The organism is Youxingia wuxianensis, from assembly GCF_014385085.1.
GTDB lineage: Bacteria > Bacillota > Clostridia > Oscillospirales > Ruminococcaceae > Youxingia > Youxingia wuxianensis.
Genome location: NZ_JACRTD010000001.1, coordinates 174227 through 196026, shown reverse-complemented (window position 1 = coordinate 196026; position 21800 = coordinate 174227). Strand labels below are relative to the sequence as shown.

Genomic DNA, 21800 nt, shown 5'->3' with positions numbered 1-21800 from the left:
TCTTTAGAATACCGCATACTTAATTTAATTATTATAGCACATTCTTTCCTAAATTTTAATAGAAAAGTGGCATATTTTACAAAAAATTATTTCTTATTTTTTAATAAATTGTGAAAAAATATTGATATTATCTGCATAAAATGCTATAATTATTTCAACTATTTGCGTGATATTTATGCAAAATTTATAGAAACAGGGGGATTTCAAATTTGAGTAAATTTTTTGAGAAGCTAAAGAACATTGGTCCCGGCGCTTTAGTCGCGGCAGCGTTTATCGGTCCTGGTACTGTTACTACCTGTACCGTTTCCGGCGCCAGCTTCGGTTATACGCTGCTTTGGGCGATGCTTTTTTCTACCATCGCTACCATTATATTTCAGGAAATGGCCGGCCGCCTTGGTGTAGTTACTCAAGAAGGGCTGGGGGAAGCCCTTCGTAAGAAATTCACCAATCCTGCGATAAAAATATTGGTGGCTATTTTAATTATTTCTGCAATCTTTATTGGAAACTGCGCCTACGAAACTGGAAATATTATGGGGGGCACTATGGGGATCAATATTGTGTTTCCATCGGTTCCCGCAAGGATTTGGAGCATTGTGCTGGGCGCGATCGCTTTTCTTCTGCTATGGTCCGGTTCCTACAAAAAAATTGAGAAAATTCTAGTTACCCTGGTGATTGTCATGAGTATCGTGTTTATCACTACCGCTATTGTAACTAAGCCGGATTTAGGCGGTATTATACAAGGGTTGTTTGTTCCCAAAACACCGGATACAGACAAAGCCTGGCTGACTATCGTTGGTCTTATCGGTACTACTGTTGTCCCCTATAACCTGTTTTTGCATGCATCCGCTGTTTCCCAGAAGTGGAAAAACAAGGAGGACGTTAAAACCTGCCGCCTGGACACCGCCGTTTCGATTGGTTTGGGCGGGATTATCTCCATGACCATTATTATTACCGCTGCCGCCGCATTTTACGGTACCAGTACGGAAATTACCAACGCCGGGCAGATGGCTACTCAATTGGAACCTCTGCTTGGTTCCTGGGCAAAATGGTTCTTTGGTATCGGTATTTTCTCCGCCGGTTTCTCTTCTTCCATTACCGCTCCCCTGTCCGCGGCCTTTGCTACTGCTGGTATTTTGGGCTGGAACAGTGATTTAAAAGATAAAAAGTTTAAAGCGGTGTGGGCGATTGTACTTCTTATCGGCGTAGGGCTGGCCGCCGCCGGCATGTCCAGCCCGGTTCAGGTAATTATGTTCGCCCAAGCGGCCAACGCAATTATTCTGCCGATTATCGCCATTTTCCTCACCATCGTTCTTAACGATAAAAAGAGTATGGGAGAATATAAAAACGGTATCCTCTCCAATGTACTTTCCATTGCGGTTATCGCCGTCACTCTGGTTATCAGCTACCGGTCCATGCTTCTCTTTGTAAACCAGCTAAAAGGGATGTTAGGGATGTAATCCGCTGAAATAAAAAGAGCCTTCCAGCTAAGCTGGAAGGCTCTTTGCGCTATTTCCAATCCCCTTGCAGGGTAACTTCCCCGGAACTTATGGTAAGATAGCGTTCATCCGCGGTTTTTACAATCAAATGGGCGTCATTGTCAATATCCACCGCTTTTGCTATGAAAGGTTCGCCCATATTCAGCACGGTTACCTCTTTGCCTATTACACACGACCGGGTCCGATATTCCTCCATAAACGCGCCGGTACCTAACTGGGAATACACCCCGTCCAGGTTATCAAGCACCCGGGCGATAAGCAGATCGCTGTCCACCTGTCCCGCCGCATGGGATAAGCAAGTAGCTTTTTCCTTTAGTTCCTGGGGAAACGTATCGGTCGAAACATTTATTCCAATTCCAACCACCGCATAATCAATCTTACCATTTTCAACGGAAGATTCCGTTAATATCCCACAAAGTTTTTTCCCTTGATAATATACGTCGTTTACCCATTTGATCTGAGTTTCTATTCCGGCGGCGTCCTTTATCCCCCGGCTGACCGCCACCGCGGCGGCGGAGGTAATTTGAAGGGCCTGCTGCACCGGCAGGGTAGGACGCAGGATCGCCGTCATATATATCCCGGTGGCCTCAGGAGAATAAAAACTTCTCCCCAGCCGGCCTTTGCCGCTGGTCTGCTGTAGGGCGATAACCACGCTGCCGTGGGGCGCTGCGTTTTTAGCCAAGAGCTTGGCGGCGTTGTTGGTAGAATCGATTTTGTCATAAATCACCATTTCTTTTCCAATTTCGCCTTTAAGGTAAGATTGGATCCGTTCTTTTGAAACCGCCAAATTCCACGCCCTTCTTTCCGTTATATGTTTAACACAAACTTTTCAATCAGCTCTCCTACGGCACCCTCGTCATTGGTGCGTTCGGTGACATAATCCGCTGCTTGCTTTACCTCTTCCAAGGCATTTTTTACCGCTACACCAAGTCCCGCTCCGCGAATTAGGTCGATATCGTTCATATAATTTCCCGCGGAGACAATGTCTTTTACAGAAATACCAAGGATTTGGGAAAGCTCTTTTACCGCCCCCCATTTACTCACTCCAAGGCTGACAATATCAAAGGTTGACTCCTCCGCCTGGACATACCGAAGGGGGAGGTTTTCCCGATCGATAAAGTCGATTATCCGGTCATGGTTTACATTGGCGACAAAGCCCTCTATCTCTTTAATAGGCACATCCTGAACCGATTGATAACGGCTGAGGGAATAGCCCACTATTTCCTCGTATTCCCGCGTATTTTCGGAAGTAAAGTTGATCCCAGTATAGTTCGGGCAGCACACATACAGGAGCACTTGGTTTTCCAAAGCGAAATTGATCACCTTCCTGGCAAGCTCTTGCTCAATAATCTTATGAGCAAGAATCGAGCGCTCCGGCAGCCGGATGGTCTTTCCTCCGTTATTTAAAATAAGATAATCCGCTACATAACATTGATCGATTACCGCCCCAATCTCTACGTCCTTGCGCCCAGTGACAAAACAAATAACGCATCCAGCGGCTTTTGCCTTTTCCAGCATATCTAAGGTATACGGGCTCATACGGCTGTCATCGCTCAAGGTAGTACCGTCCAAATCCAATGCTAATAACTTTCTCCCCATCGTTCACCCTTTTCCTTTACGCTAATTTTATTAGCTATATCTTACCATTTTTTCTGGATAAAGTATAGCTTCGACTTTTCACAAAAATAAAGTATAATGAAACAAAGAATTTTATTGATATTTTGAAGACAACAGGTATCTTTGTTCGTAATAACTGATGGAAGGCTTCTTAAAGGTGGTGAGCGCAAGGGGATCGATGACTACTGAAAAATTTAAAACGTTAATCTGTCAATATGAAAAGCTTGTGTTTACCATATGCTATCAGATGGTGAGAGATTACCAGGAGGCGGAAAACTTGACGCAGGAAACCTTCGTCTCCGCATTTACTCATATTGATAGCTGCCGGGAAGATACCATGAAGGCCTGGCTCGCGCGAATTGCTACCAACAAAGCAAAGGACCATTTAAAAAGCGCCTACAACCGAAAGGTCGCCCTTTCCCAAGACATGAGCGAAATGGATGTGATCCGTCAGGAAAATTCCCCTGAACAGCTCTATATGGGGGAGGAAGGCGCACAGCGTATTAAAGAAAAAATTCTTACTTTAAAGGAGCCTTATTCCAAAGTATCCATCATGTTTTTCCTAGAGGAAAAATCAATCGATGCCATTTCAGCCGCTTTAGGGCGGCCAAAAAAAACAGTTCAGACACAAATTTACCGGGCGCGCTCAATGCTGCAACAAATGATAAAGGAGGATACATAGGATATGAAAGAGTTATTTTATGCCGATGGGCATTTAACAGATGACGCCTTTCTCGCTTTGGTTCACAATGATGAAAATCTAACAGAACTTGAGCGGCTGGAAATTTCGGAACATCTGTCTTTCTGTGACGAGTGCATTATTCGTTATACCGCCTGTTTAGAGGACGATTCCTTACTGATCGCGCCTATGCTATCTTCCCAGGAAACGATTATCAAACGGATTAAAGAACGTGTGCGTAGAGTCTTTGTAAATAAATATGCTACAATGATTGTGGCCGCGTCTTTCGCCATAATCTTCTGGAGTATAGGGATATTTAATATTGATCTGGAAAATGGTAGCGGCAAAACCTTAAATAGCTTTGTGGGAAGCACCTATTCCATTTCGGAAAAAGCAAACGACTTCACCACGAAATTTTCAAATGCCATTAAAGATATTTTCGGCAGCATAGATTTGAGAGGAGTATCAAACACAAATGAAAAAGAGTAGTTTTTGGACTTTTATATTGGCGTTTATGCCCGGCGCCGCCCACATGTATTTGGGAATGATGAAAAAAGGCGTTCTGTTAATGACGGCATTTTTTCTGCTGATCGCCGTTGGAGGAATGATTCTTCCTCCAGGGTTGTTCCTGCTTCCCGTTATCTGGTTTTATTGCTTCTTTGACGCTTTAAATATGCGACATGTATCCGACGAAGAACGTAAAGTGCTGGATGAAAACTTTGTGGTGAAACTTGACACCATTGTTATTAAAACAGACTGGAAACAGTTTTTGACCAAACGTCATTTAGTTTTAGGAATTATCTTTATTTTCATAGGATTTTATATGATTATCGAGCGGGTATTAGGGGCCTTTTTATTCCAGTACGATTGGGTTTGGGAAATTTTCCACCGTCTGCCTACCCTGATTATTTCCTTTGCAATCATTTTCTTTGGAATTTATCTGATCCGTGGAAAGAAACAGCCTGTAAAAACAGAAGAGGACTTTGTAGAGTTTAAAGGAGAAGAACATGAATAACAAAAACGTAAATATAGAAAATGAGCAGCCCGCCTGCGACCTTAACTGTGAAGAAAATAACGTCTCTTCGTCTTTTGACGAAGAGGCCTCTTCCCCAGAAGATCAAACTCCGCCCCCAGAAGATACGGCGCCCCAAAAAGAACCCTATGTCTATCCGCCCATTGCGCCGAAACAGCCTGTTCGTCGGGTAGGCACGCTTACGATGGGCCTTTCTTTGATCGCTGTAGGTATTGTGGCCCTAATCTGCATGATCGACCCTAACTTTGATCTTACTTTAGTCGTTAAATTCGCCCCGTTAATCTTTGTTTTTTTAGGTATTGAAATCTTAGTAGGCTATTTTTTCGCCCGCAAAGGGGAGAAGCTGAAATATGATTTTCTAAGCGGCTTTGTCTGCTTTTTGCTTATCTGTGGGGCGGCTGGAGTTTCCACCCTGCCGTATCTATGGGACTATTGGGGGCCGCAGGTCTATCAGCAGCAGGAACAGCTAAGCGAGCAGATTGAGGAAACTATGTACAGCCGTCTTTCCTCCAATAAAGGGATCCGCTCCCTTGACGTTTATCTCAACCTAAACGACCGGTATTCCAAAGACACCACTTACGACACTCTGCCGGCCACCGCCAATATCCATATGAATATCGCTCTATTCGGTCCTTTTGAGGATGAAAAAGCCTTTGCGCGGGCGTGCAAAAATATTCTGACAAAAATAGCGGATTATCCGGTGAATTTTACTTCTATTAATTTTTCTTCCGACTGGGAGAACGACGGTTACGCTAACTTGGATATTTCTGATCGGTTCCAGCGGGATATGGATGCGGATACGCTGTCCCAGTTGGTAAACTTCCATCCTCCCTTTACAGAAAATGGGGATGGGGAGCTGTTTTTCGACGGCAAGGACAACATTATGGATTCTAACGGCAATTTAGTATACGGCAATATTGTCATTGGCGAGGATGGCAATATTTATGATGATGACGGAAATATTGTAGGATCTATCCTCCTTCCCTGGAGTGATTACGAGGAAAGCGGCCAATCCTCCGCTTCCTATGAAATTTCTATTTCAACAGAGGAGTAAATACATAATATAAAAAAGCCGCTGCTGGCTCAGTCCAGCGGCGGCTTTTTTTCTGTTTTTGGGAACAGTTTTCCAGCTACCTCACGGTAAAATATGCCCAGCTCTCCCAGATATACCTCATTCCATGGTTTGCTTTTTCCACAGAAATGTACGATCACTGTATTTTTCTTAATCCAGGCCATATCCACCTTTCCCAAAGATCTCACCCGCATAGCGTTATAATAGCGTGCATCGTAATTATAAATCAGAGGGTCTAACAAAATAGTTTTATCATAATATAAAGCGTTGAGCACATCCTGATCCGGAAGGTAGAGTTTTTCTCCCATCCGGCGGATAAATTCCAGCGGCTTTTGCAAATCCTGCGTTCGGCGAAGCTCTTTTAAATTCATAAGCAGAACCCCGGAGTTAAAGTAATTGCTGTCTTCCGGCATATTCAGACGCTTTTTAAATTCCATCTGGGTGACACTATTTACCGCCTGAGCCGCTGCGAAATAATTTTTTCCCATGTCAATATCATAAAGAGAATGGATCGGGTTGATAATCACCATATCCGGATCCAAATACAAGGCTTTCTCCGCTTCCAAAGGTAAAAGCTTTGCACAAAAGATACGATAGTACATCTCTTTTGTGAAGTGAAATAAGACAGGCGCGTCCGACATAAAATCCGCGGGAACGCCGATCTCCTGCAGATAAAAATTCCCCTTCCCTACTATTTGTTTTATGTAGTCGAAATGCTCTTGCGTTAACGAGGAGTGGATTACATATACGGTAAACTCCGTGTCCGGATTTTGATCGAGCAAGGAGCGAAGCATAACGCAAAGGGGTTTTACATAGTTGGTATTGATTGATACGACGATATTCATGCTTATCCTCCCCAAAACAGGCTACTACAATAATACCTCTATCACAAAAAATGTGGTAGAGGTATTATTAATTTTTTGGAAACATTTTTTGTTTTATAAACCGACTGAGCCCAAAAGTAGGAATACACAGAAAAAACCACAAAATAGAATACAATGGACATACCTGTCCCATGATATTTAAAAATTGTTTGGAATAATCCCAAACATTCATATGCAAAAGCCTGTTGACAATACAGCCCACAACAAATTCTATCAAGGTTATGATTGTGCTTCCTGCCAAACATTTTTTCCAAATATTTACTCCGGTCAGCCGAAAATTGGCGATATGGATAAATAAAAAGCAAACCCCACCGGTCAATGCCATCGTCCAATGGGTAAACCCACGCCATAAAATTTCAATCATACTATATCCTACAGAACCAATTGTATAAACAGTAGCATATTCTTTTATTTTTTCCACTGGCATCACCCAACATTAGGATGTGCCGTATTTTAAATAATATTAAGTCAAATATTTCCATTATCTTCTGCGCAATACACCGTTTCACCATCTTTTATGGTGGCCAACACTTGGATGTCCTTGATTTTCCATGGATCCACTTTTAATGGGTTCTCGCTAAGAATGATAAGATCCGCCTGTTTTCCTGCACGTACGGAGCCCTTCTTATCCTCTTCAAAATATTGATACGCTGCGTTGATTGTTACCCCTTTGATCGCATCTAAAGGAGAGATTTTTTCCTGCTCGCCGATAACTATCCCTTCTTTTGTGACACGGTTCACCGCACACCAGATAGTTTGCAGCATGTTGGGCTGGATCACTGGAGTATCTTGATGGAAGGTATACTTGGTTCCCGCCTTTAACGCTGAGGCCACCGGGCTGATTTGAAACGCTCTGCCCCTTCCCAAATTTTTTATATGAATATCTCCCCAATAATAGGTATGATCCACGAAAAAAGAAGCAATCATTCCCAGCCGCTTCATCACAGACAGCTGATCGGGGCGAACCAGCTGGGCGTGAATCATCACCGGACGGATGCTTTTGTGCTGTGGGCAATGTTTCAGCGCGTTTTGATAGGCATCGATCATCTGTTGCGCCGCCGCATCCCCATTGCAATGCACAAGGATTTGCCTGCCTTCTTTTAGTGCGATCCTCATAAAATCTTCTACCTGCTCATCAGAATAAACAGGATAGCCGCAGTAGTTGTCCTGTGTATTTTCATAAGGTTCGGAAAGATAGGCGGTTCTTCCCTGAGGAGAGCCGTCTAAAAAAATTTTATATCCGCCAATTTTCAGATGATTATTATAAACATCTTGATATTGGCGATACTGTTCTATTAAATCATGGTTCCCATCCAGCTGAATATAGGAGATCACGTCCGCCTTTAACTGCTGGTCTTTGGCCATGGTCATCATCAGTTCCCACTCGGCTTTTTTTGTAAAGCCGTCCTGAACCGTGGTAATTCCATTTTGAAAATATACTTTCTGCGCCGTTTTCATTTGGTTGGTTAGTTGTTTTAATGTCCTCTGAGGAATAAAAGGTGTCATTGAAGTAAACGCGGTCTCTTCTAAATATCCATTGGGGATCCCCCCGTCATCCCGTCCGATGACCCCGCCTTTGGGATCTTTCGTTTGTTTTGTAATATCGAATTTTTCCAATGCCGAACTATTTGCAACCCCCATATGTCCGGAAACATGGGAAATAATTATAGGGTTGTCTTTACAAACCTTATCTAACATCTCCTTGTCTGGATGGCGCTTTTCTTTTAAAAAATTGTTATCGTATCCAAATCCGCAAATCCATTCTTTGGGGGACGTATGATTTTGTTTTTTATACTCCCCAATCCGATCAGTTATCTCATCAAAACAGGAAGCCCCGCTTAAGTCCACCATACCAAACGTATTTCCCAAAGCCGTAATATGGCTGTGAGAATCGATAAACGCTGGCATCAAGGTTTTTCCCTTTAAATCCACCATCTCTGTCTGAGGGGTTTTTGAAATAAACACAGTGGAGGCATCGCCTACCTGTTTTATGATTCCATCCTCCACCAATATGGCTTGGGCATAATTTCCTTCTTCCAAGGTTAAAATATCCCCGCCATAATAAATTGTAGATTTCATGGCCGTTCTCCTTTTCCTACATTGAATGATGATTATAGTATAACTCATAATTGGGAAGAAAATATCATTTTCTTGTGAATGACTGGTTAAATATAGAGGAAATATGGTATAATATAAAACAAGGAGGAGTTACATATGGATTTATTAGAAGCGATAAAATGCCGTCATTCCGTCCGCAGCTATATCAGCCAGCCGATCTCCGGTTATGTAAAAGATAGTCTGTCCGATATCATCCGCCAATGTAATGAAGAAAGCGGGCTGCATATACAGCTTTGTCTCAATGAGCCGACGGCTTTCTCCGGAAGAATGGCTCATTATGGCTCCTTTCGAAATGTGAGAAACTATATTGCCCTCATAGGCAAAAAAACACAGGATCTGCAAGAGAAATGCGGCTATTATGGTGAAAAAATTGTTTTAAAAGCCCAGCAGCTGGGACTGAATACCTGCTGGGTAGCGTTAACTTACAGTAAAGGGAAAACTGCCTGTATCATTGAAAAAGACGAAAAACTGTGCTGTGTTATCGCTATCGGGTATGGGGAAACCCAAGGGATGTCCCATAAAACAAAACCGATAAATGAGCTTTACCAAGGGCAGGAACCCGTCCCTGAATGGTTTAAAAACGGTGTGGCCGCGGCGCAGCTGGCGCCGACCGCAGTAAACCAGCAAAAATTTCTATTCATCTTAAAAGGCGACACGGTATCCGCAAAAGCGCTTAACGGATTTTATACCAAGCTGGATCTGGGGATTGTAAAATATCATTTTGAGATTGGCGCGGGCAGCGAAGGCTGGACATGGGCAAGACAAACGGATTAATTGCAAATTTCATAAAAGCGACTAGGGATCAAAACCGTAATGTTTGTAAAAAGGTTCTGGGGTTTTGGTCTCTATTTTCTATATCGGCGCTCGGCAGCACCCTTCTGAGGGACCCGCCTTCGACAAAAAAGTGTCCAGCGCTTTTTAAGGCGCCGGACGTAAAGTATATAGGATCCTCCAATTTATGACCGGCTGATCTTTCCATATTGATCGTTTCGGATCTATTTTATCTTCAACAAAATAAAGCCCCCGCAAACATATTGTTTGCGGAGGCTTTTACTGGCGGAGATGGAGAGATTCGAACTCTCGAGGAGCTTTTGACCCCTACACGATTTCCAGTCGTGCGCCCTCGACCAAACTAGGCGACATCTCCATATAACTATTAAATTCCCAAAATTCATAAGTATATACCAGATAACACCATGTTATTATATAATATCTTTTTATAAAATGCAAGATGTTTTTACAGAAAATATATTTTATTGTATACTAGAAGATAAAGACAAAATTTAAAAGAAAGAAGGATTCCCATGTTTAGAGAAATGCGGCGCAAAAAACAAAACCTATCCAATGACAAGATAACGGATATCCTCCATCGCGGGACATCCGGTGTGCTGGCTGTATTTGGAGATGATGGTTATCCTTATGCCGTTCCTCTCAGTTATGTATACCATGACTCAAAAATCTACTTTCATTGCGCTAAAACCGGCCATAAGCTGGATGGCATAAAGCGAAATAATAAAGTGTCTTTTTGTGTTATTGATCAGGACCAAGTCGTCCCCGAAAAATATACTACTTATTTCAGAAGCGTTATCCTGTTTGGAAAAGCGCGTATTCTAGAAGATAAAATGGAAAAACGAGAAGCTATAGAAATTTTAGCAAAAAAATATTCTCCTGACGATCTGCAAGGCCGGCAAAAAGAAATTGACAAAGGGCTTCCTGCCGTATGTCTTGTGGAAATTCAAATTGACCATATCTCCGGCAAAGAAGCTATTGAATTGGTTTAAACCAGGTCTTGCAGCTAAAAATCATATCGCCTTCTCTTATAATAATTCTTCCCCTTCCGAGGAAAACTAATACCGAAACCTTGGAAAGGAGTTTTTATTATGGATAAAAAAAGGCCCGCTCCTTATGATGAGCAGGATGACCGGGAATTATTTGACGATATATATACGGTGGCTTCCGCAACAGAATGCACCGGGCTCATTCCCGCCGCACCCATCAACGAGGACGCCGTGGATTCCTACAGCGAAATTTACGACGTTCCCCTAGCAGGCAACGCTTCCAGCGCCGTTCATCATTTTCAGGATGCAAATGATAAAAAGAAACGGGGAGATTAATCTCCCCGTTTCTTTTTTTATTTCTACCTTTTTTACAAATCAGTAGCCGACTAAGTTTTTGCTTTCTATATATAATTACTAACGTATAAAAAGTAAAATTTTTTGTGGCTTTTTCAGTTGTATTAAGTGACAAAAAATCAGAAAAAACAATCCCTAAAAATTAGTTAAAAGAAACATATCACTGTCAACTGAAATCCTCTTCTCATTATTTTTTCTTTGTGATAAAAAGAGATACAATAAGCTTAGTAAATCAGGAGGAGGCTTTCCTATGGCAATTCCAAAAGTAGCGGCGATTCATGACCTTTCCGGTCTGGGAAAATGCTCTCTGACCAGCGCTATCCCCATCCTTGCGGCAATGGGAGTTCAGGCCTGCCCCCTGCCGACAGCGGCGCTTAGCAATCAGACCGGTTTTCAAAGTTTTTCCTGCGTTGATCTCACCGACTATATGTCCCCTTTCGCGCATGAATGGAAAAAGCAGGGAGTACAGTTTGACGGGATTTATACTGGGTTCCTTAATGATCTGCGGCAAGTAAAGATTACAGAAGATTTTATCAAGGATTTTCGCACCCCTCATACGTTGGTGCTCATTGATCCTGTATTGGGAGATAATGGACATCTCTATCCTGTGTTTGACCAGGCTATGAGCCAACGGATAAAACAGCTTATCCGATATGGGGATATTATTACCCCCAACCTCACCGAAGCATGCCTGCTTACGGACAGCGATTACAAAATTTACTCCTCTTTTACCGATATCTCCCCTTTTTGGCACCTAGCCCAACAGCTTGCGGAGATCGGGCCAAAAATCGTAGTCATCTCCGGGATTCATCAGGGGGCGAATATCTGTAATTTGGCTTATGATGCCCGGGATAACTCCCGTTTCATTGTAAAAAACCGCCGTATTGGCGCAAACTTTTCCGGCACCGGAGATATCCTGGCCGCTATTCTTTGCGGTGGTCTGGTCCGCAAGCAGCCTTTAAAAACGATCTTGGAAAAGGCTGCCTTGCTTTTAGAAAAAGCGGTGGACGAAACTTGTACAGAACAAACCGATCCCAATGAAGGGATCGCTTTTGAAAATTATCTTTACCTCTTAATGGGAAAGGAGCTGTCCATATGAATACACAAACTTCAGCGGCAATCCGTCACAACAGCAGATTGGTTACATTAAGCGCCCTGTTTGCCGCAATGATCACCTTAACCACCGCCTATCTTTTCCATATCCCCATTGGCTCCAACGGTGGATATATGCACTTCGGAGATGCATTTATCTATCTGGCTGCGAGTATTCTGCCCACGCCTTATGCCTGTGCGGCGGCGGCGATCGGCGGCGGGCTTGCCGATTTCGTATCTGGAGTACCTATCTGGATCATTCCCACGGTGATTATTAAGCCTTTGACCGCTGTATGGTTTACCAATAAGAAAGCTCGTCTGCTATGCAGACAAAATGTAGCCGCATTGTTCCTAGCCGGCATTGTCTCCAATACAGGATATTATCTCGCAGAGGTTTTTTTTACCGGCAACTGGATCGGTCCCCTTGCCGCTCAATGGGGAGGACTGCTGCAATCCGGCGGAAGCGCTATTGTATTTGTAATTCTTGCCGCCGCACTTGATAAACTGAACTTTAAAGACCAGTTTAAATTTATCGGCAGGTGACTATTTATGACAAATATTCTGTATATCTACGATAACAATCTTTATGTTAACCTGACAAACCAATGCCCCTGCCGGTGTACATTCTGCATCCGATCTCAAAAAAACGGCCTGGGGTCCTCGGATAATCTTTGGCTGGAGCATACTCCTACGGCTCATGAGGTTATTGCAGCATTTAAGAAATACTCCCTTTCCGATTTTGAACAGGTTATTTTCTGCGGTTATGGGGAGCCTCTGTGCGCCTTGGATGAGCTGATCAGCGTATGTAATTATATCCGCAGTATCAGCGATATCAAAATTCGTCTCAATACCAATGGGCTAGGCGACCTGATCAACTGTAAACCAACGGCGCCTCTGCTCAAAGGGGTGGTGGACGCCGTATCCATCAGCCTAAACGCCCCTGACGCCGCAAAATATCTTCAGGTCACCCGCCCCTCTTTTGGCGCCGGTGCCTTTGAAAGTATGCTCAAATTTGCTCAGGAATGTAAACAATATATTCCTGAGGTCAAATTTTCGGTGGTGGATGTCATCTCAAAAGAAGATATTCTGGCCTGTCAAAATCTTGCGGATCGGATGGATATCCCTTTGCGTGTACGCCATTTTAACAGCTGAACAACAAGCGGAAAATACAAAAAAGTATTTTCCGCTTGTTTGCTGTGGTATACTAGGAAGTGAGGAGGGATATCCTATGACCTTATTTGAAAAGCAAAAGGAATTTTTCCTAAGCGGAAAAACGCATTCCCTTTCTTTGCGCAAAGCGGCGCTCACACGTCTTTATAAGGCGGTAAGCCTCTATGAGGACCGATTGAGCGACGCATTATATCAGGATCTTGGAAAGTCCGCTTTTGAAAGCTATGAAACTGAAATTGGCTTGATTTTAAGTGAAATTCGTTATACTTTACATCATCTAAAGCGCTGGGCACAACCAAAGTCAGTCCCTACTTCCATTGTTAATTTTCCTGGGAAAAGTACCATTTATCCTCAACCCAAAGGAGTGGTGTTAATCATCTCCCCTTGGAATTATCCTGTGCTGCTGCTTCTTTCTCCTTTAATCGCAGCAATCGCCGCGGGAAATTGCGCATGTTTAAAACCCTCGGAACTGGCTCCTCATACTTCGGCTGTTCTCGGGGAGATGATACGCAGCTTCTTTTCTCCGAAATATATTTCTGTATGCCAGGGGGATGAAAGGGTAAGCGCCCGCCTATTAACATTGCCATTTGATCATATCTTCTTTACTGGCAGCCCCCGGGTCGGAAAAATCGTCATGGAGGCGGCGGCAAAAACTTTGACCCCCGTCACTCTGGAACTGGGGGGAAAAAGCCCCTGTATTGTAGAGGAAACTGCCGATCTTTCTTTGTCCGCCAAACGAATCCTCTGGGGAAAAATAGTAAACGCTGGTCAGACTTGTGTAGCTCCCGATTATTTGTTGGTGCAGGACACAGTAAAGGACAAGCTTCTTACAGAGATGAAAAAGGTTCTTTTTGCCATGTACGGAAACAACCCTGCGGAACATCCTGACTACCCTAAAATTATCAATGAACGTCATTTTCACCGACTGTGCCGCCTAATTACCGGTACCATTCTCTGCGGGGGGCAGATTGACCAGAAAAATTTAAAAATTGCTCCTACCCTGCTAGATCATATCACCCTGGACGATCCTTCAATGAAAGAAGAAATTTTTGGTCCTCTTCTTCCGGTACTGACCTTTTCTCGCCTGGAGGAAGCGATTGAAATTATCCGCCGCTTTGAAAGCCCGTTAGCTCTTTACCTCTTCACCCAAAGCAAAGAGGTAAAGCTTCGAATTTTAAAAGAAATTTCCTTTGGCGGCGGATGTATCAACGATACCATTATGCACCTGGCAAATGAAAATCTTCCCTTTGGAGGAGTGGGCGCCAGCGGAATGGGAGCGTATCATGGGAAGTGTGGGTTTGACCAGTTCACCCATTACAAAAGCGTTTTAGAGAAGGGGCTATTTTATGATAACCATCTTCGTTATCCCCCTTATAAATATAAGCTTCTTCCGCTAAAGTGGATCTTAAAATAACAAACAGCCCCGCTGAGTTCAGCGGGGCTGTTTTCGTTTATGATTATTTTAAAAGTTGGTTGATCTTTGTTTCTACTTTTTCTGCATCCTCTTTCGGGAGATAACCGAATTTCATTTTCATGGTTATGCTGCTATAAGGAGCTACATAACGAAGCATCCCATGATTTTTCGCATAGGTATACCCTAAATGATTGCCAGTACACGGCAGGCAGAAGCCGCAGGCGTCCTCATCCCCTGTCCGGGCAATCCAGCGGTGACCATAAGGCAGTTCGTTTACACGGAAGCTGACGTAACGCGCAGAACCGTCAGGTGCGATCATCATAGAATGAGCATATCCGTTTTCATCCGCCAGATACTTTAAGCTGCAGCACAGTTCCGGGTCGTAACACTGGGCCTTGCGATCCAAAACATCACCCACACTGCGGTCCGCGGCCAATTTGTCTGAAAAGTCGTCAATGGCCTTTTTACGTTCCGGAGAAATATCAAACTCATCCTCTTTGAATACAACGAAATGCTCGTCATCTTTGGGCGCGCTGTAAACCAAACGGGCGCCTTCCACCGGCAGCCAGTTGATATGGCACATATACATGTAATCCATCTCTTCACTGCGCAGGTTGGAAATTTTGGCAGTTACATCCGCTACTGTAGAGTTGCTGTACAGCCTTACTTCCGGTTCGTACGCGTAATGACGCTCCAAACCGTTGCGGTAACGATATTCACCGCCCACAGCGATATATTCACCGTTTTCGTCGCAGCCTACGCCTACATACGCCTTTTCATACGGAATGACAGGCAGTTCGCCATGAGGCGGATGGTCGTCCTCTTCCGCCGGATTTCCCATCGCGGTCAGTCCGCAGTGAAGAAGCAGGCCGCCATAAGTATGCTCGTAATCCGGAGTGTCCTGGGGTTCGTCAAAAATAGATTTCATCGTCATTTCCTGACCGCAGAAATCCGCACGCCATACCTGCTGCCCCTGATAAGGAAGCAGGGTCATAGAACCCTTTTCATTGGTAATTTTCAGGCCGCAAATCCCTGTGGTGTACAGGAACGCAGTAGCGGTGAAAGGGCCGTGAGAAAGAAGCGTGTGGGGACGTTCAGAGAAAAAACTGGGTTTTAAATTAATCCTTGTGAATGACATGATACTTAGATTACTCCTTTCAGCTCTTTTGTTTTCAGCATAGATACTATGCTATTGTTATAATTATTGCATACATTTCAGCAATACGCAATATAAACTGATCGGAAACTTTCGTTTTCTAATAATTTTCCATAAAAGCCACAAATACTTGAAAATATCTTTGTATCCTTATTTAGACAACTCTCTGACATAATTTAAAAGCGCCTGTTTTTCGTTAGGCAGTTCCTCTTCTATCACCTTTTCCAGTAAATCAGATAATAGCTCCCCTATCTTAGGCCCCTGTGGTATTCCTATATCAATCAGATCTGTTCCGCTCACTCTAAGCTCCTTGCGGGAAAAACACTCTTTTTCCGCAAGGAGCTTTTGCAGCACAAAGCGTATTTCTTCCAGCTGGGCCAGCCGCAAGGGCTGTTTGTCCGGGGCCTGAGCTAGGATATCCGCTCTTTTTACTTCCAGCAGCCGCCAAAACTGTTCCTCTCCCATTCGGTTGAGGCGGCGTTTTATGGGTACTGGCTGCGCCGGGAAACAATCACCGTGACGCCCAACTAGCTGGACGACCTTTTCCAGCGTTTCGTTATCATACTTTAGGCGGCGTAAAATCTCTCCTGCCATTTGCGCACTTTTGCGATCATGCCCATAAAAATGCCCTTCCCCTCCTTCTTCGGTGAAACACGATGGCTTTCCTATATCGTGCAGCAGCATCGTCAGCCGCAGTATCCGCTGCGCCTGTACCGACGCCGTACTGCGGGCGGTATGTTCCCAGATATCGTAAACATGGTAAGGACTTCTCTGCTCAAATCCTCGCATTTCCCCTATCTCCGGCAGGATTACCTGCAACACGGGAGAATAAGCCAGCAAAATATCCAGCACGCCCTGCCCGCAGAGCATCTGATCCAGCTCTGTCCGAATACGTTCCGGGGCAATCATCGCCAGCCGCTCTTTGCACAGGTTTACTGCCTGAGCGGTTTCTTTCTCCAGGGAAAAGCCAAATACAGAAGCAAATCGAAGGGCGCGCAATATTCGCAAGGCGTCCTCCTCAAAACGGCGCCGAGCGCTCCCTACACAGCGAATAATCCCACGATGCAGATCCTCTTGCCCGCCGAAAAGATCCTTAAGCCCCTTTCTTGGGTGATAGGCCATTGCGTTGATGGTAAAATCACGCCGCCCCAGATCTTCCTCCAGCTTCCGAACAAACGTTACCTGGTCCGGACGCCTGGCGTCTGAGTAGCCGCTTTCTGTGCGGTAGGTGGTAATCTCCACAGGAAATCCCTGGATGATAACTGTAACGGTCCCGTGCTTAAGTCCAGTTTCAATCACCGGCCAACCATTAAAACAGGAAATCACCTGCGCGGGCAGGGCATCCGTGCATACATCCCAGTCATGGGGTCTTTTCCCCAACAAGCTGTCCCGCACACAACCGCCTACCACAAAGGCTTCAAATCCAGCGGATTCCAGCTTATTTATCACCTGTTCAATGGTTGGAGTAAGCGTAATTTTCATTGCATTTCTTTCCTTTTTTCGCTGTTTTTACTATTTATATTATATCATATTTTGCAGATACTATGGTTGAGGTGATATTATGTTCGAATTTGGAAACTCTTATCCCCTGGCCATGTCCGCTTTACTAGGGGATAACGACAATAGCCGGGACTATTTTTATTCTCTTCCGGAAGAGATCCAAAAAAAAGTTCTTTCCGCCAATCTGCACTCCGAGCAGGAGGTGTACGACTATGTTAACCGGCTTATGGAGAAAAAATAAAAAGGCCGCTTGAAGTCTCAAGCGGCCTTTTATCGTACTATAATTAGTTATCAGCAGAAACTTCCACCATCACGTATCTGCTTTCCTTGAGCAGCATAAGCGTTAACGCAGTATTCACTACTACATCCAGCATTGTGCCGATCACACACAAATCAAGGGCGCTTACCTCGATGGGGCTGAAAAATTTTATAAACAGCAGGTTAAACAACACCGAAACCGAGGCAAGAGGATAATAGGTCGTAAGTTCTTTTTTCCCTAATGGGGTTCTTACGTTCCGTAAGATAAGCATAGCACCTATAATAATCATGGCGGCAACCGAGACGACAACAGGAATCGGCAACCGTTCTACGTCTAAAATTAAAGAAAAGGACAAACTAAAAAATCTAAGCGCTGTTGCTAACATCATCAGATATATCATTAGCTTTCTCAGCAAAGGGCTTCGCCTCCTATGAAAAAAATTTTATTTGTAGAAAAATACAAACTTTATTTTATAATTATAGCATACCTTGTCAAGTCGCGCAAAATTTACCCTTCCACTAGGGGCCCTATATTGTCGAAACTACCCGTTACAAGAGCGACTACTCCTTTGTAAATGACCAAAGGGTCTTCCAGAAAACGCTCCTGCACCTGCCTGCAAACTTCCATGGTGGGAAGCAGCAGTTTTACCGTTAAAAGATCGCTTCCTACATCGGTGATTGTAAGAGTCATCTCGTAACCATCCGGAACCTTTTGAATATTCGTCTTGCTGTACTTTTTATTATGCTCAACTGTAAGATATCGTTTTGCCGCTGCCACCGCTCTTTCCCGTACGGAAAGAGGGATATTTTTTTCAAATGTCTTAGCGGCATTTTTCCCCAGTTTCGTAATTTCGTATCGCTTACATCCGTTTTCATCGGTATCAATGCAAAGATGATTATTTTTCACCAGCTGGCTGGCAGCCGAGGTAACCTCGAAATAATTTCCGATTCCCTGACCGACGAATACTTCTATAAGTGCGGAAATAGGGATAGGCTCCTCTACCTGATCCAAAATATAACAGATCAAAACCTTGATCTCGTAATCCATGGTAAGGCCGCCGGGCGCTACCCCAGCACGAAATACGTCGTTCATCTGTTCACCCGCTTTCCTTACGAACCTAACCATCCTATATCTTCTCCTGTCCCAGTTTACTACATTTTTGTAAAAAAATCAAAATTTACATAAATTCATAATCCGTACACAGAAAATTGTCCTTTGTGTTATACTATATAATTGCAATATTAGTTAGAAAGTGATGCTGTCATGAAAAATCATAAACTCTCCGCTCAAGAAAAAAAGCAATATCGTAAACTGGCGATTGTGGGCTTGTTTTTTGTCCTGCTGATCGGAGCTCTCAGCCTGGCGTTATGGCCTTATTTCAGCAAATTATCCGATCCCGTCTATCAGGAACCATTGCGGGCTTGGATAAATAAATTGGGATTCGCAGGTTGGCTGGCCGTGCTGGGAGTGCAAATGCTTCAAATCATCATCGCCTTTGTTCCCGGCGAGCCGGTAGAAATTCTCGCCGGAGTATTGTATGGTTCCTTCGGCGGCCTGCTCACCTGTCTTTTAGGGATTGTCCTTTCCTCTTCCCTTGTATTTTTTACCGCGCGCAAATTTGGTCACTCCCTTGTCAGTAAAATTTTTGGCCGGGACAAGCTGGAAGAGTTTTCCTTCATCAATAACACAGAAAAGGTAGAAATCACCACCTTTGTCCTTTTTTTAATTCCTGGTACCCCTAAGGATATGCTCACCTATATTGCCGGGATCACCAAAATCAAACCTTCACAGTTTCTTCTGATCTCTACTTTTGCCCGTATTCCTTCTGTGATTACCTCTACTTTGATGGGCGATACCCTTAGCCGAGGCAACTGGGCTTTAACGATTGTGATCTTTTTGATTACTGCCGCAATCGGTTTGGTGGGTATTTTATATAAGAGTAAAATCATCGGACGACTTAAAAAGAATAAATCATAAATGTGTCCCGGCGGTGAAAATCGTCGGGAATATTTTCCCTCTTTACAAGAACATATGTTCTATATTATAATAAAAGTATCTCATAAGGGAGGGTATCTTGATGGATTTACTGGAGAAATTACAGATATTAGCTGATTCTGCAAAATATGACGTGGCCTGTACTTCCAGCGGCGTGGACCGGGGCGGGGTATCCGGTAAACTGGGAAATACCATTTCCTGCGGCATCTGCCACACCTTTTCCTCCGACGGCCGGTGCGTTTCCCTGTTAAAAGTGTTAATGACCAACTATTGCATTTATAACTGCCAATATTGTGTCAACCGCCGGACTAACGACGTTCCCCGGACCGCGTTTTCTCCCCGGGAATTAGCTGATCTGACCATCAATTTTTATAAACGCAATTATATTGAGGGGCTGTTTTTAAGTTCCGGAATTATAAAAAATCCTGATTATACCTGTGAAAAGATGATTAAGGTTCTGCAAATTCTGCGCAGGGAGTATCAATTCAACGGCTATATCCACGTGAAGGCGATTCCCGGCGCGGACAGCGCTTTAATCGAACAGCTGGGGATTCTGGCAGACCGTATGAGTGTCAATATTGAGCTTCCTTCCCAGCAGAGCCTGCGTACCCTGGCGCCGGATAAATCCAAAGAATCTATCCTTACCCCTATGAAACAAATCCGTAACCGCATCTATGAAAATTCTACAGAGATAGTAAAATATCGATATGCCCCCCGTTTTGCCCCCGCTGGGCAAAGTACCCAGATGATTGTGGGCGCTACGCCGGATACAGACTATCAAATTCTTCATCTCACCGAAGGGCTGTACAAAAATTATCGCTTGAAACGGGTGTTTTTTTCCGCCTATGTTCCGGTAGCCGATAACCCTCTTTTGCCTTCGGTGGATACAAAACCTCCTCTTTTACGGGAACATCGGCTGTATCAAGCGGATTGGCTTTTGCGGTTTTACGGGTTTGAAGCCAAAGAACTGCTGGATGAAAAAAATCCAAATTTCAATCCTCTGGTGGATCCAAAGTGTAATTGGGCGCTTAATCATCTGGAGTTATTTCCGGTGGAAATAAATACCGCTCCCAGGGAGATGCTTTTGCGTATACCAGGGATTGGAGTTGCATCAGTAAAAAAAATTTTAACGGCCCGGCGCACAGGAACGATTACCTTTGAAGGTCTGCGAAAAATCGGCGCTGTGCTTAAGCGGGCTCAATACTTTATCACCTGCAACGGAAAGTTGGCCCAAGGGCTGAAAATAACACAAGACGGTATGCTGCGCTGTCTGCTGAGCGGCGGTTTTGAACACTCACAGGAAAATTACGAGCAGCTGTCCCTCTTCTCACCAGCGCAGGTTACCCAGGAGGATGTACGAAAATGCCTGACCGGTCAAATGTAGTATATTTATACGACGGCACCTTCGAGGGGCTGCTTTGCTGTGTGTTTGAAAGCTATGCCGCCAAAGAGCTTCCCATACAGATTTACTGTGGGGAGCAGTTTGCGCCCACTCTCTATCCGGTAAAGCTTATCGAAACCGATCTTGCCAAAGCCCGGCGGGTATATATCTCTCTGCCTAAAAATATCTCCGCCGGCGCGCCGGAGATTATATTCCGCGGTTTTCTTACCTGCCATCCCCAGAAGGAACTGCTGTTATTGGATTTTATCCGACTGGGTATCCAAGAAGGCTCCCGAGCAGTTCATATGCTTACTCACGATACGGTAAGCCAGCTTTATGACGCCATCCGCAGGCTTATTCAGGAAAGCCGCCATTTGATGGGATTTATCCGATTTTCTGTCTACGACGGAAAGATGGTTTCCGTCATTGAGCCAAAAAACTGTGTCCTTCCCTTGATTTGCGATCACTTTGTTTCCCGCCTGCCAGAGGAAACTTTCCTTATTTTCGATAAACCCCACAAACTTGGATTTTTTTACCATCCAGGCCAAAAACAAGGAGAATTTTTATCTATGGATGATATCGTTCTGCCCTCTCCAGAGGATCAGGAGCTGGAATACCGCCGATTATGGCGGGGATTTTTTCAAGCTATCGGTATTCAAGAGCGCCTTAATCCCTGCTGCCAGAGAAATCATTTGCCCAAGCGTTTCCGGCCGCGGCTAACTGAATTTTACGAACCGGAAACGCTCCTGCCGGCAGAACCTCCTCATGTTCTATTAAAACACCGGCCGCCCCAGGAATAGCT

The 21800-nt window shown here is 44.2% G+C and carries 25 protein-coding genes and 1 tRNA gene; 16 read left to right on the top strand and 10 right to left on the bottom strand.

Annotated elements, in window-relative coordinates:
• Window positions 1–209 precede the first annotated feature (209 nt).
• Window positions 210–1457 carry an Nramp family divalent metal transporter gene (locus H8705_RS00955; protein WP_262394006.1) on the top strand — a complete coding sequence of 416 codons (1248 nt, stop codon included), beginning with the start codon at window positions 210–212 and terminating at the stop codon, window positions 1455–1457.
• Window positions 1458–1506: 49 nt separating this feature from the next.
• Here H8705_RS00955 and H8705_RS00950 read toward each other — a convergent pair whose 3' ends face one another.
• Window positions 1507–2283: a biotin--[acetyl-CoA-carboxylase] ligase gene (locus H8705_RS00950; protein WP_262394005.1), complete on the bottom strand. Its 777-nt coding sequence runs from the start codon at window positions 2281–2283 to the stop codon at window positions 1507–1509.
• A 20-nt stretch (window positions 2284–2303) separates the two neighbouring features.
• Window positions 2304–3095, bottom strand: a complete 792-nt coding sequence (locus H8705_RS00945; protein WP_262394004.1) for a Cof-type HAD-IIB family hydrolase — start codon at window positions 3093–3095, stop codon at window positions 2304–2306.
• A gap of 196 nt (window positions 3096–3291) precedes the next feature.
• Between H8705_RS00945 and H8705_RS00940 the strand changes: the two genes are divergently transcribed.
• From H8705_RS00940 to H8705_RS00925, 4 genes are read left to right on the top strand one after another with little or no spacing between them, the layout of a single operon-like run.
• Window positions 3292–3795: an RNA polymerase sigma factor gene (locus H8705_RS00940; RefSeq protein ID WP_262394003.1), complete on the top strand. Its 504-nt coding sequence runs from the start codon at window positions 3292–3294 to the stop codon at window positions 3793–3795.
• A gap of 3 nt (window positions 3796–3798) precedes the next feature.
• Window positions 3799–4281: a hypothetical protein gene (locus H8705_RS00935; protein ID WP_262394002.1), complete on the top strand. Its 483-nt coding sequence runs from the start codon at window positions 3799–3801 to the stop codon at window positions 4279–4281.
• Window positions 4268–4807 (top strand): hypothetical protein, encoded by a 540-nt coding sequence (locus tag H8705_RS00930; RefSeq protein ID WP_262394001.1) that lies wholly within the window; start codon window positions 4268–4270, stop codon window positions 4805–4807. Before H8705_RS00935 ends, H8705_RS00930 begins: the two co-directional genes overlap by 14 nt.
• Complete coding sequence (locus H8705_RS00925) at window positions 4800–5879, top strand: hypothetical protein (RefSeq protein ID WP_262394000.1); 1080 nt, start codon at window positions 4800–4802, stop codon at window positions 5877–5879. The genes H8705_RS00930 and H8705_RS00925 overlap by 8 nt, the downstream gene beginning before the upstream one ends.
• Before the next feature lie 29 nt (window positions 5880–5908).
• Here the strand turns inward: H8705_RS00925 and H8705_RS00920 are convergent, their stop codons facing one another.
• The 3 genes from H8705_RS00920 to H8705_RS00910 form a co-directional block, all read right to left on the bottom strand.
• A complete protein-coding gene (locus H8705_RS00920; protein WP_262393999.1) occupies window positions 5909–6742 on the bottom strand; it encodes a glycosyltransferase family 8 protein in 834 nt (277 codons plus the stop codon).
• 67 nt (window positions 6743–6809) lie between these two features.
• Window positions 6810–7202, bottom strand: coding sequence for a putative ABC transporter permease (locus tag H8705_RS00915; protein ID WP_262393998.1), 393 nt, complete (start codon window positions 7200–7202; stop codon window positions 6810–6812).
• 47 nt (window positions 7203–7249) lie between these two features.
• On the bottom strand, window positions 7250–8860 hold the full coding sequence (locus H8705_RS00910; RefSeq protein WP_262393997.1) for an amidohydrolase: 1611 nt from the start codon (window positions 8858–8860) through the stop codon (window positions 7250–7252).
• A gap of 135 nt (window positions 8861–8995) precedes the next feature.
• Between H8705_RS00910 and H8705_RS00905 the strand changes: the two genes are divergently transcribed.
• Window positions 8996–9673 (top strand): nitroreductase family protein, encoded by a 678-nt coding sequence (locus H8705_RS00905; RefSeq protein WP_262393996.1) that lies wholly within the window; start codon window positions 8996–8998, stop codon window positions 9671–9673.
• A gap of 280 nt (window positions 9674–9953) precedes the next feature.
• Here the strand turns inward: H8705_RS00905 and H8705_RS00900 are convergent.
• Window positions 9954–10046, bottom strand: a tRNA-Ser gene (locus H8705_RS00900).
• 157 nt (window positions 10047–10203) lie between these two features.
• On the opposite strand from H8705_RS00900, the gene H8705_RS00895 reads away from it, so the two are divergent.
• The 6 genes from H8705_RS00895 to H8705_RS00870 all read left to right on the top strand — a co-directional run bounded on the left by H8705_RS00895 (window position 10204) and on the right by H8705_RS00870 (window position 14707).
• Window positions 10204–10680 (top strand): pyridoxamine 5'-phosphate oxidase family protein, encoded by a 477-nt coding sequence (locus H8705_RS00895; protein ID WP_262393995.1) that lies wholly within the window; start codon window positions 10204–10206, stop codon window positions 10678–10680.
• 99 nt (window positions 10681–10779) lie between these two features.
• The gene (locus tag H8705_RS00890) at window positions 10780–11013 is read left to right on the top strand and encodes a hypothetical protein (protein ID WP_262393994.1); all 234 of its coding nucleotides are present in this window, start codon (window positions 10780–10782) and stop codon (window positions 11011–11013) included.
• 268 nt (window positions 11014–11281) lie between these two features.
• Entirely contained in the window at window positions 11282–12130 is an 849-nt protein-coding gene (locus tag H8705_RS00885; RefSeq protein WP_262393993.1) for a pyridoxamine kinase, read from the top strand.
• Entirely contained in the window at window positions 12127–12666 is a 540-nt protein-coding gene (locus H8705_RS00880; RefSeq protein WP_262393992.1) for a TIGR04002 family protein, read from the top strand. Before H8705_RS00885 ends, H8705_RS00880 begins: the two co-directional genes overlap by 4 nt.
• A 6-nt stretch (window positions 12667–12672) precedes the next feature.
• Window positions 12673–13275 carry a TIGR04100 family radical SAM protein gene (locus H8705_RS00875; protein ID WP_262393991.1) on the top strand — a complete coding sequence of 201 codons (603 nt, stop codon included), beginning with the start codon at window positions 12673–12675 and terminating at the stop codon, window positions 13273–13275.
• A 76-nt stretch (window positions 13276–13351) separates the two neighbouring features.
• Window positions 13352–14707, top strand: coding sequence for an aldehyde dehydrogenase (locus H8705_RS00870; protein ID WP_262393990.1), 1356 nt, complete (start codon window positions 13352–13354; stop codon window positions 14705–14707).
• Between the two features lie 43 nt (window positions 14708–14750).
• On the opposite strand, the gene H8705_RS00865 is transcribed toward H8705_RS00870, so the two are convergent.
• Together H8705_RS00865 and H8705_RS00860 are read right to left on the bottom strand one after the other, a co-directional pair.
• Window positions 14751–15845, bottom strand: a complete 1095-nt coding sequence (locus H8705_RS00865) for a DUF4432 family protein (RefSeq protein WP_262393989.1) — start codon at window positions 15843–15845, stop codon at window positions 14751–14753.
• 168 nt (window positions 15846–16013) lie between these two features.
• Window positions 16014–17345, bottom strand: a complete 1332-nt coding sequence (locus H8705_RS00860; protein WP_262393988.1) for a CCA tRNA nucleotidyltransferase — start codon at window positions 17343–17345, stop codon at window positions 16014–16016.
• A gap of 79 nt (window positions 17346–17424) precedes the next feature.
• Here H8705_RS00860 and H8705_RS00855 point away from each other — a divergent pair, with 79 nt between their 5' ends.
• Entirely contained in the window at window positions 17425–17604 is a 180-nt protein-coding gene (locus tag H8705_RS00855; protein WP_262393987.1) for a hypothetical protein, read from the top strand.
• 43 nt (window positions 17605–17647) lie between these two features.
• Here the strand turns inward: H8705_RS00855 and H8705_RS00850 are convergent, their stop codons facing one another.
• The gene (locus tag H8705_RS00850) at window positions 17648–18037 is read right to left on the bottom strand and encodes a hypothetical protein (protein ID WP_262393986.1); all 390 of its coding nucleotides are present in this window, start codon (window positions 18035–18037) and stop codon (window positions 17648–17650) included.
• Between the two features lie 92 nt (window positions 18038–18129).
• On the bottom strand, window positions 18130–18747 hold the full coding sequence (locus H8705_RS00845) for a DUF4364 family protein (RefSeq protein ID WP_262393985.1): 618 nt from the start codon (window positions 18745–18747) through the stop codon (window positions 18130–18132).
• A 138-nt stretch (window positions 18748–18885) separates the two neighbouring features.
• Here H8705_RS00845 and H8705_RS00840 point away from each other — a divergent pair, with 138 nt between their 5' ends.
• From H8705_RS00840 to H8705_RS00830, 3 genes are all read left to right on the top strand, one after another.
• Window positions 18886–19599 carry a TVP38/TMEM64 family protein gene (locus H8705_RS00840; RefSeq protein ID WP_262393984.1) on the top strand — a complete coding sequence of 238 codons (714 nt, stop codon included), beginning with the start codon at window positions 18886–18888 and terminating at the stop codon, window positions 19597–19599.
• A 100-nt stretch (window positions 19600–19699) separates the two neighbouring features.
• Entirely contained in the window at window positions 19700–21001 is a 1302-nt protein-coding gene (locus H8705_RS00835) for a putative DNA modification/repair radical SAM protein (RefSeq protein WP_262393983.1), read from the top strand.
• Entirely contained in the window at window positions 20980–21798 is an 819-nt protein-coding gene (locus H8705_RS00830) for a TIGR03915 family putative DNA repair protein (protein WP_262393982.1), read from the top strand. The genes H8705_RS00835 and H8705_RS00830 overlap by 22 nt, the downstream gene beginning before the upstream one ends.
• Window positions 21799–21800: the final 2 nt, after the last annotated feature.

What these genes read in the sequence shown, in the direction of transcription:
- H8705_RS00885 (WP_262393993.1), top strand. Translation starts at nt 11,282, where the DNA reads ATGGCAATTCCAAAAGTAGCGGCGATTCATGACCTTTCCGGTCTGGGA.
- H8705_RS00935 (WP_262394002.1), top strand. Translation starts at nt 3,799, where the DNA reads ATGAAAGAGTTATTTTATGCCGATGGGCATTTAACAGATGACGCCTTT.
- H8705_RS00940 (WP_262394003.1), top strand. Translation starts at nt 3,292, where the DNA reads ATGACTACTGAAAAATTTAAAACGTTAATCTGTCAATATGAAAAGCTT.
- H8705_RS00925 (WP_262394000.1), top strand. Translation starts at nt 4,800, where the DNA reads ATGAATAACAAAAACGTAAATATAGAAAATGAGCAGCCCGCCTGCGAC.
- H8705_RS00895 (WP_262393995.1), top strand. Translation starts at nt 10,204, where the DNA reads ATGTTTAGAGAAATGCGGCGCAAAAAACAAAACCTATCCAATGACAAG.
- H8705_RS00860 (WP_262393988.1), bottom strand. Translation starts at nt 17,345, where the DNA reads ATGAAAATTACGCTTACTCCAACCATTGAACAGGTGATAAATAAGCTG.
- H8705_RS00890 (WP_262393994.1), top strand. Translation starts at nt 10,780, where the DNA reads ATGGATAAAAAAAGGCCCGCTCCTTATGATGAGCAGGATGACCGGGAA.
- H8705_RS00830 (WP_262393982.1), top strand. Translation starts at nt 20,980, where the DNA reads ATGCCTGACCGGTCAAATGTAGTATATTTATACGACGGCACCTTCGAG.
- H8705_RS00945 (WP_262394004.1), bottom strand. Translation starts at nt 3,095, where the DNA reads ATGGGGAGAAAGTTATTAGCATTGGATTTGGACGGTACTACCTTGAGC.
- H8705_RS00855 (WP_262393987.1), top strand. Translation starts at nt 17,425, where the DNA reads ATGTTCGAATTTGGAAACTCTTATCCCCTGGCCATGTCCGCTTTACTA.
- H8705_RS00910 (WP_262393997.1), bottom strand. Translation starts at nt 8,860, where the DNA reads ATGAAATCTACAATTTATTATGGCGGGGATATTTTAACCTTGGAAGAA.
- H8705_RS00870 (WP_262393990.1), top strand. Translation starts at nt 13,352, where the DNA reads ATGACCTTATTTGAAAAGCAAAAGGAATTTTTCCTAAGCGGAAAAACG.
- H8705_RS00865 (WP_262393989.1), bottom strand. Translation starts at nt 15,845, where the DNA reads ATGTCATTCACAAGGATTAATTTAAAACCCAGTTTTTTCTCTGAACGT.
- H8705_RS00920 (WP_262393999.1), bottom strand. Translation starts at nt 6,742, where the DNA reads ATGAATATCGTCGTATCAATCAATACCAACTATGTAAAACCCCTTTGC.
- H8705_RS00880 (WP_262393992.1), top strand. Translation starts at nt 12,127, where the DNA reads ATGAATACACAAACTTCAGCGGCAATCCGTCACAACAGCAGATTGGTT.
- H8705_RS00845 (WP_262393985.1), bottom strand. Translation starts at nt 18,747, where the DNA reads ATGGTTAGGTTCGTAAGGAAAGCGGGTGAACAGATGAACGACGTATTT.
- H8705_RS00905 (WP_262393996.1), top strand. Translation starts at nt 8,996, where the DNA reads ATGGATTTATTAGAAGCGATAAAATGCCGTCATTCCGTCCGCAGCTAT.
- H8705_RS00930 (WP_262394001.1), top strand. Translation starts at nt 4,268, where the DNA reads ATGAAAAAGAGTAGTTTTTGGACTTTTATATTGGCGTTTATGCCCGGC.
- H8705_RS00835 (WP_262393983.1), top strand. Translation starts at nt 19,700, where the DNA reads ATGGATTTACTGGAGAAATTACAGATATTAGCTGATTCTGCAAAATAT.
- H8705_RS00875 (WP_262393991.1), top strand. Translation starts at nt 12,673, where the DNA reads ATGACAAATATTCTGTATATCTACGATAACAATCTTTATGTTAACCTG.
- H8705_RS00840 (WP_262393984.1), top strand. Translation starts at nt 18,886, where the DNA reads ATGAAAAATCATAAACTCTCCGCTCAAGAAAAAAAGCAATATCGTAAA.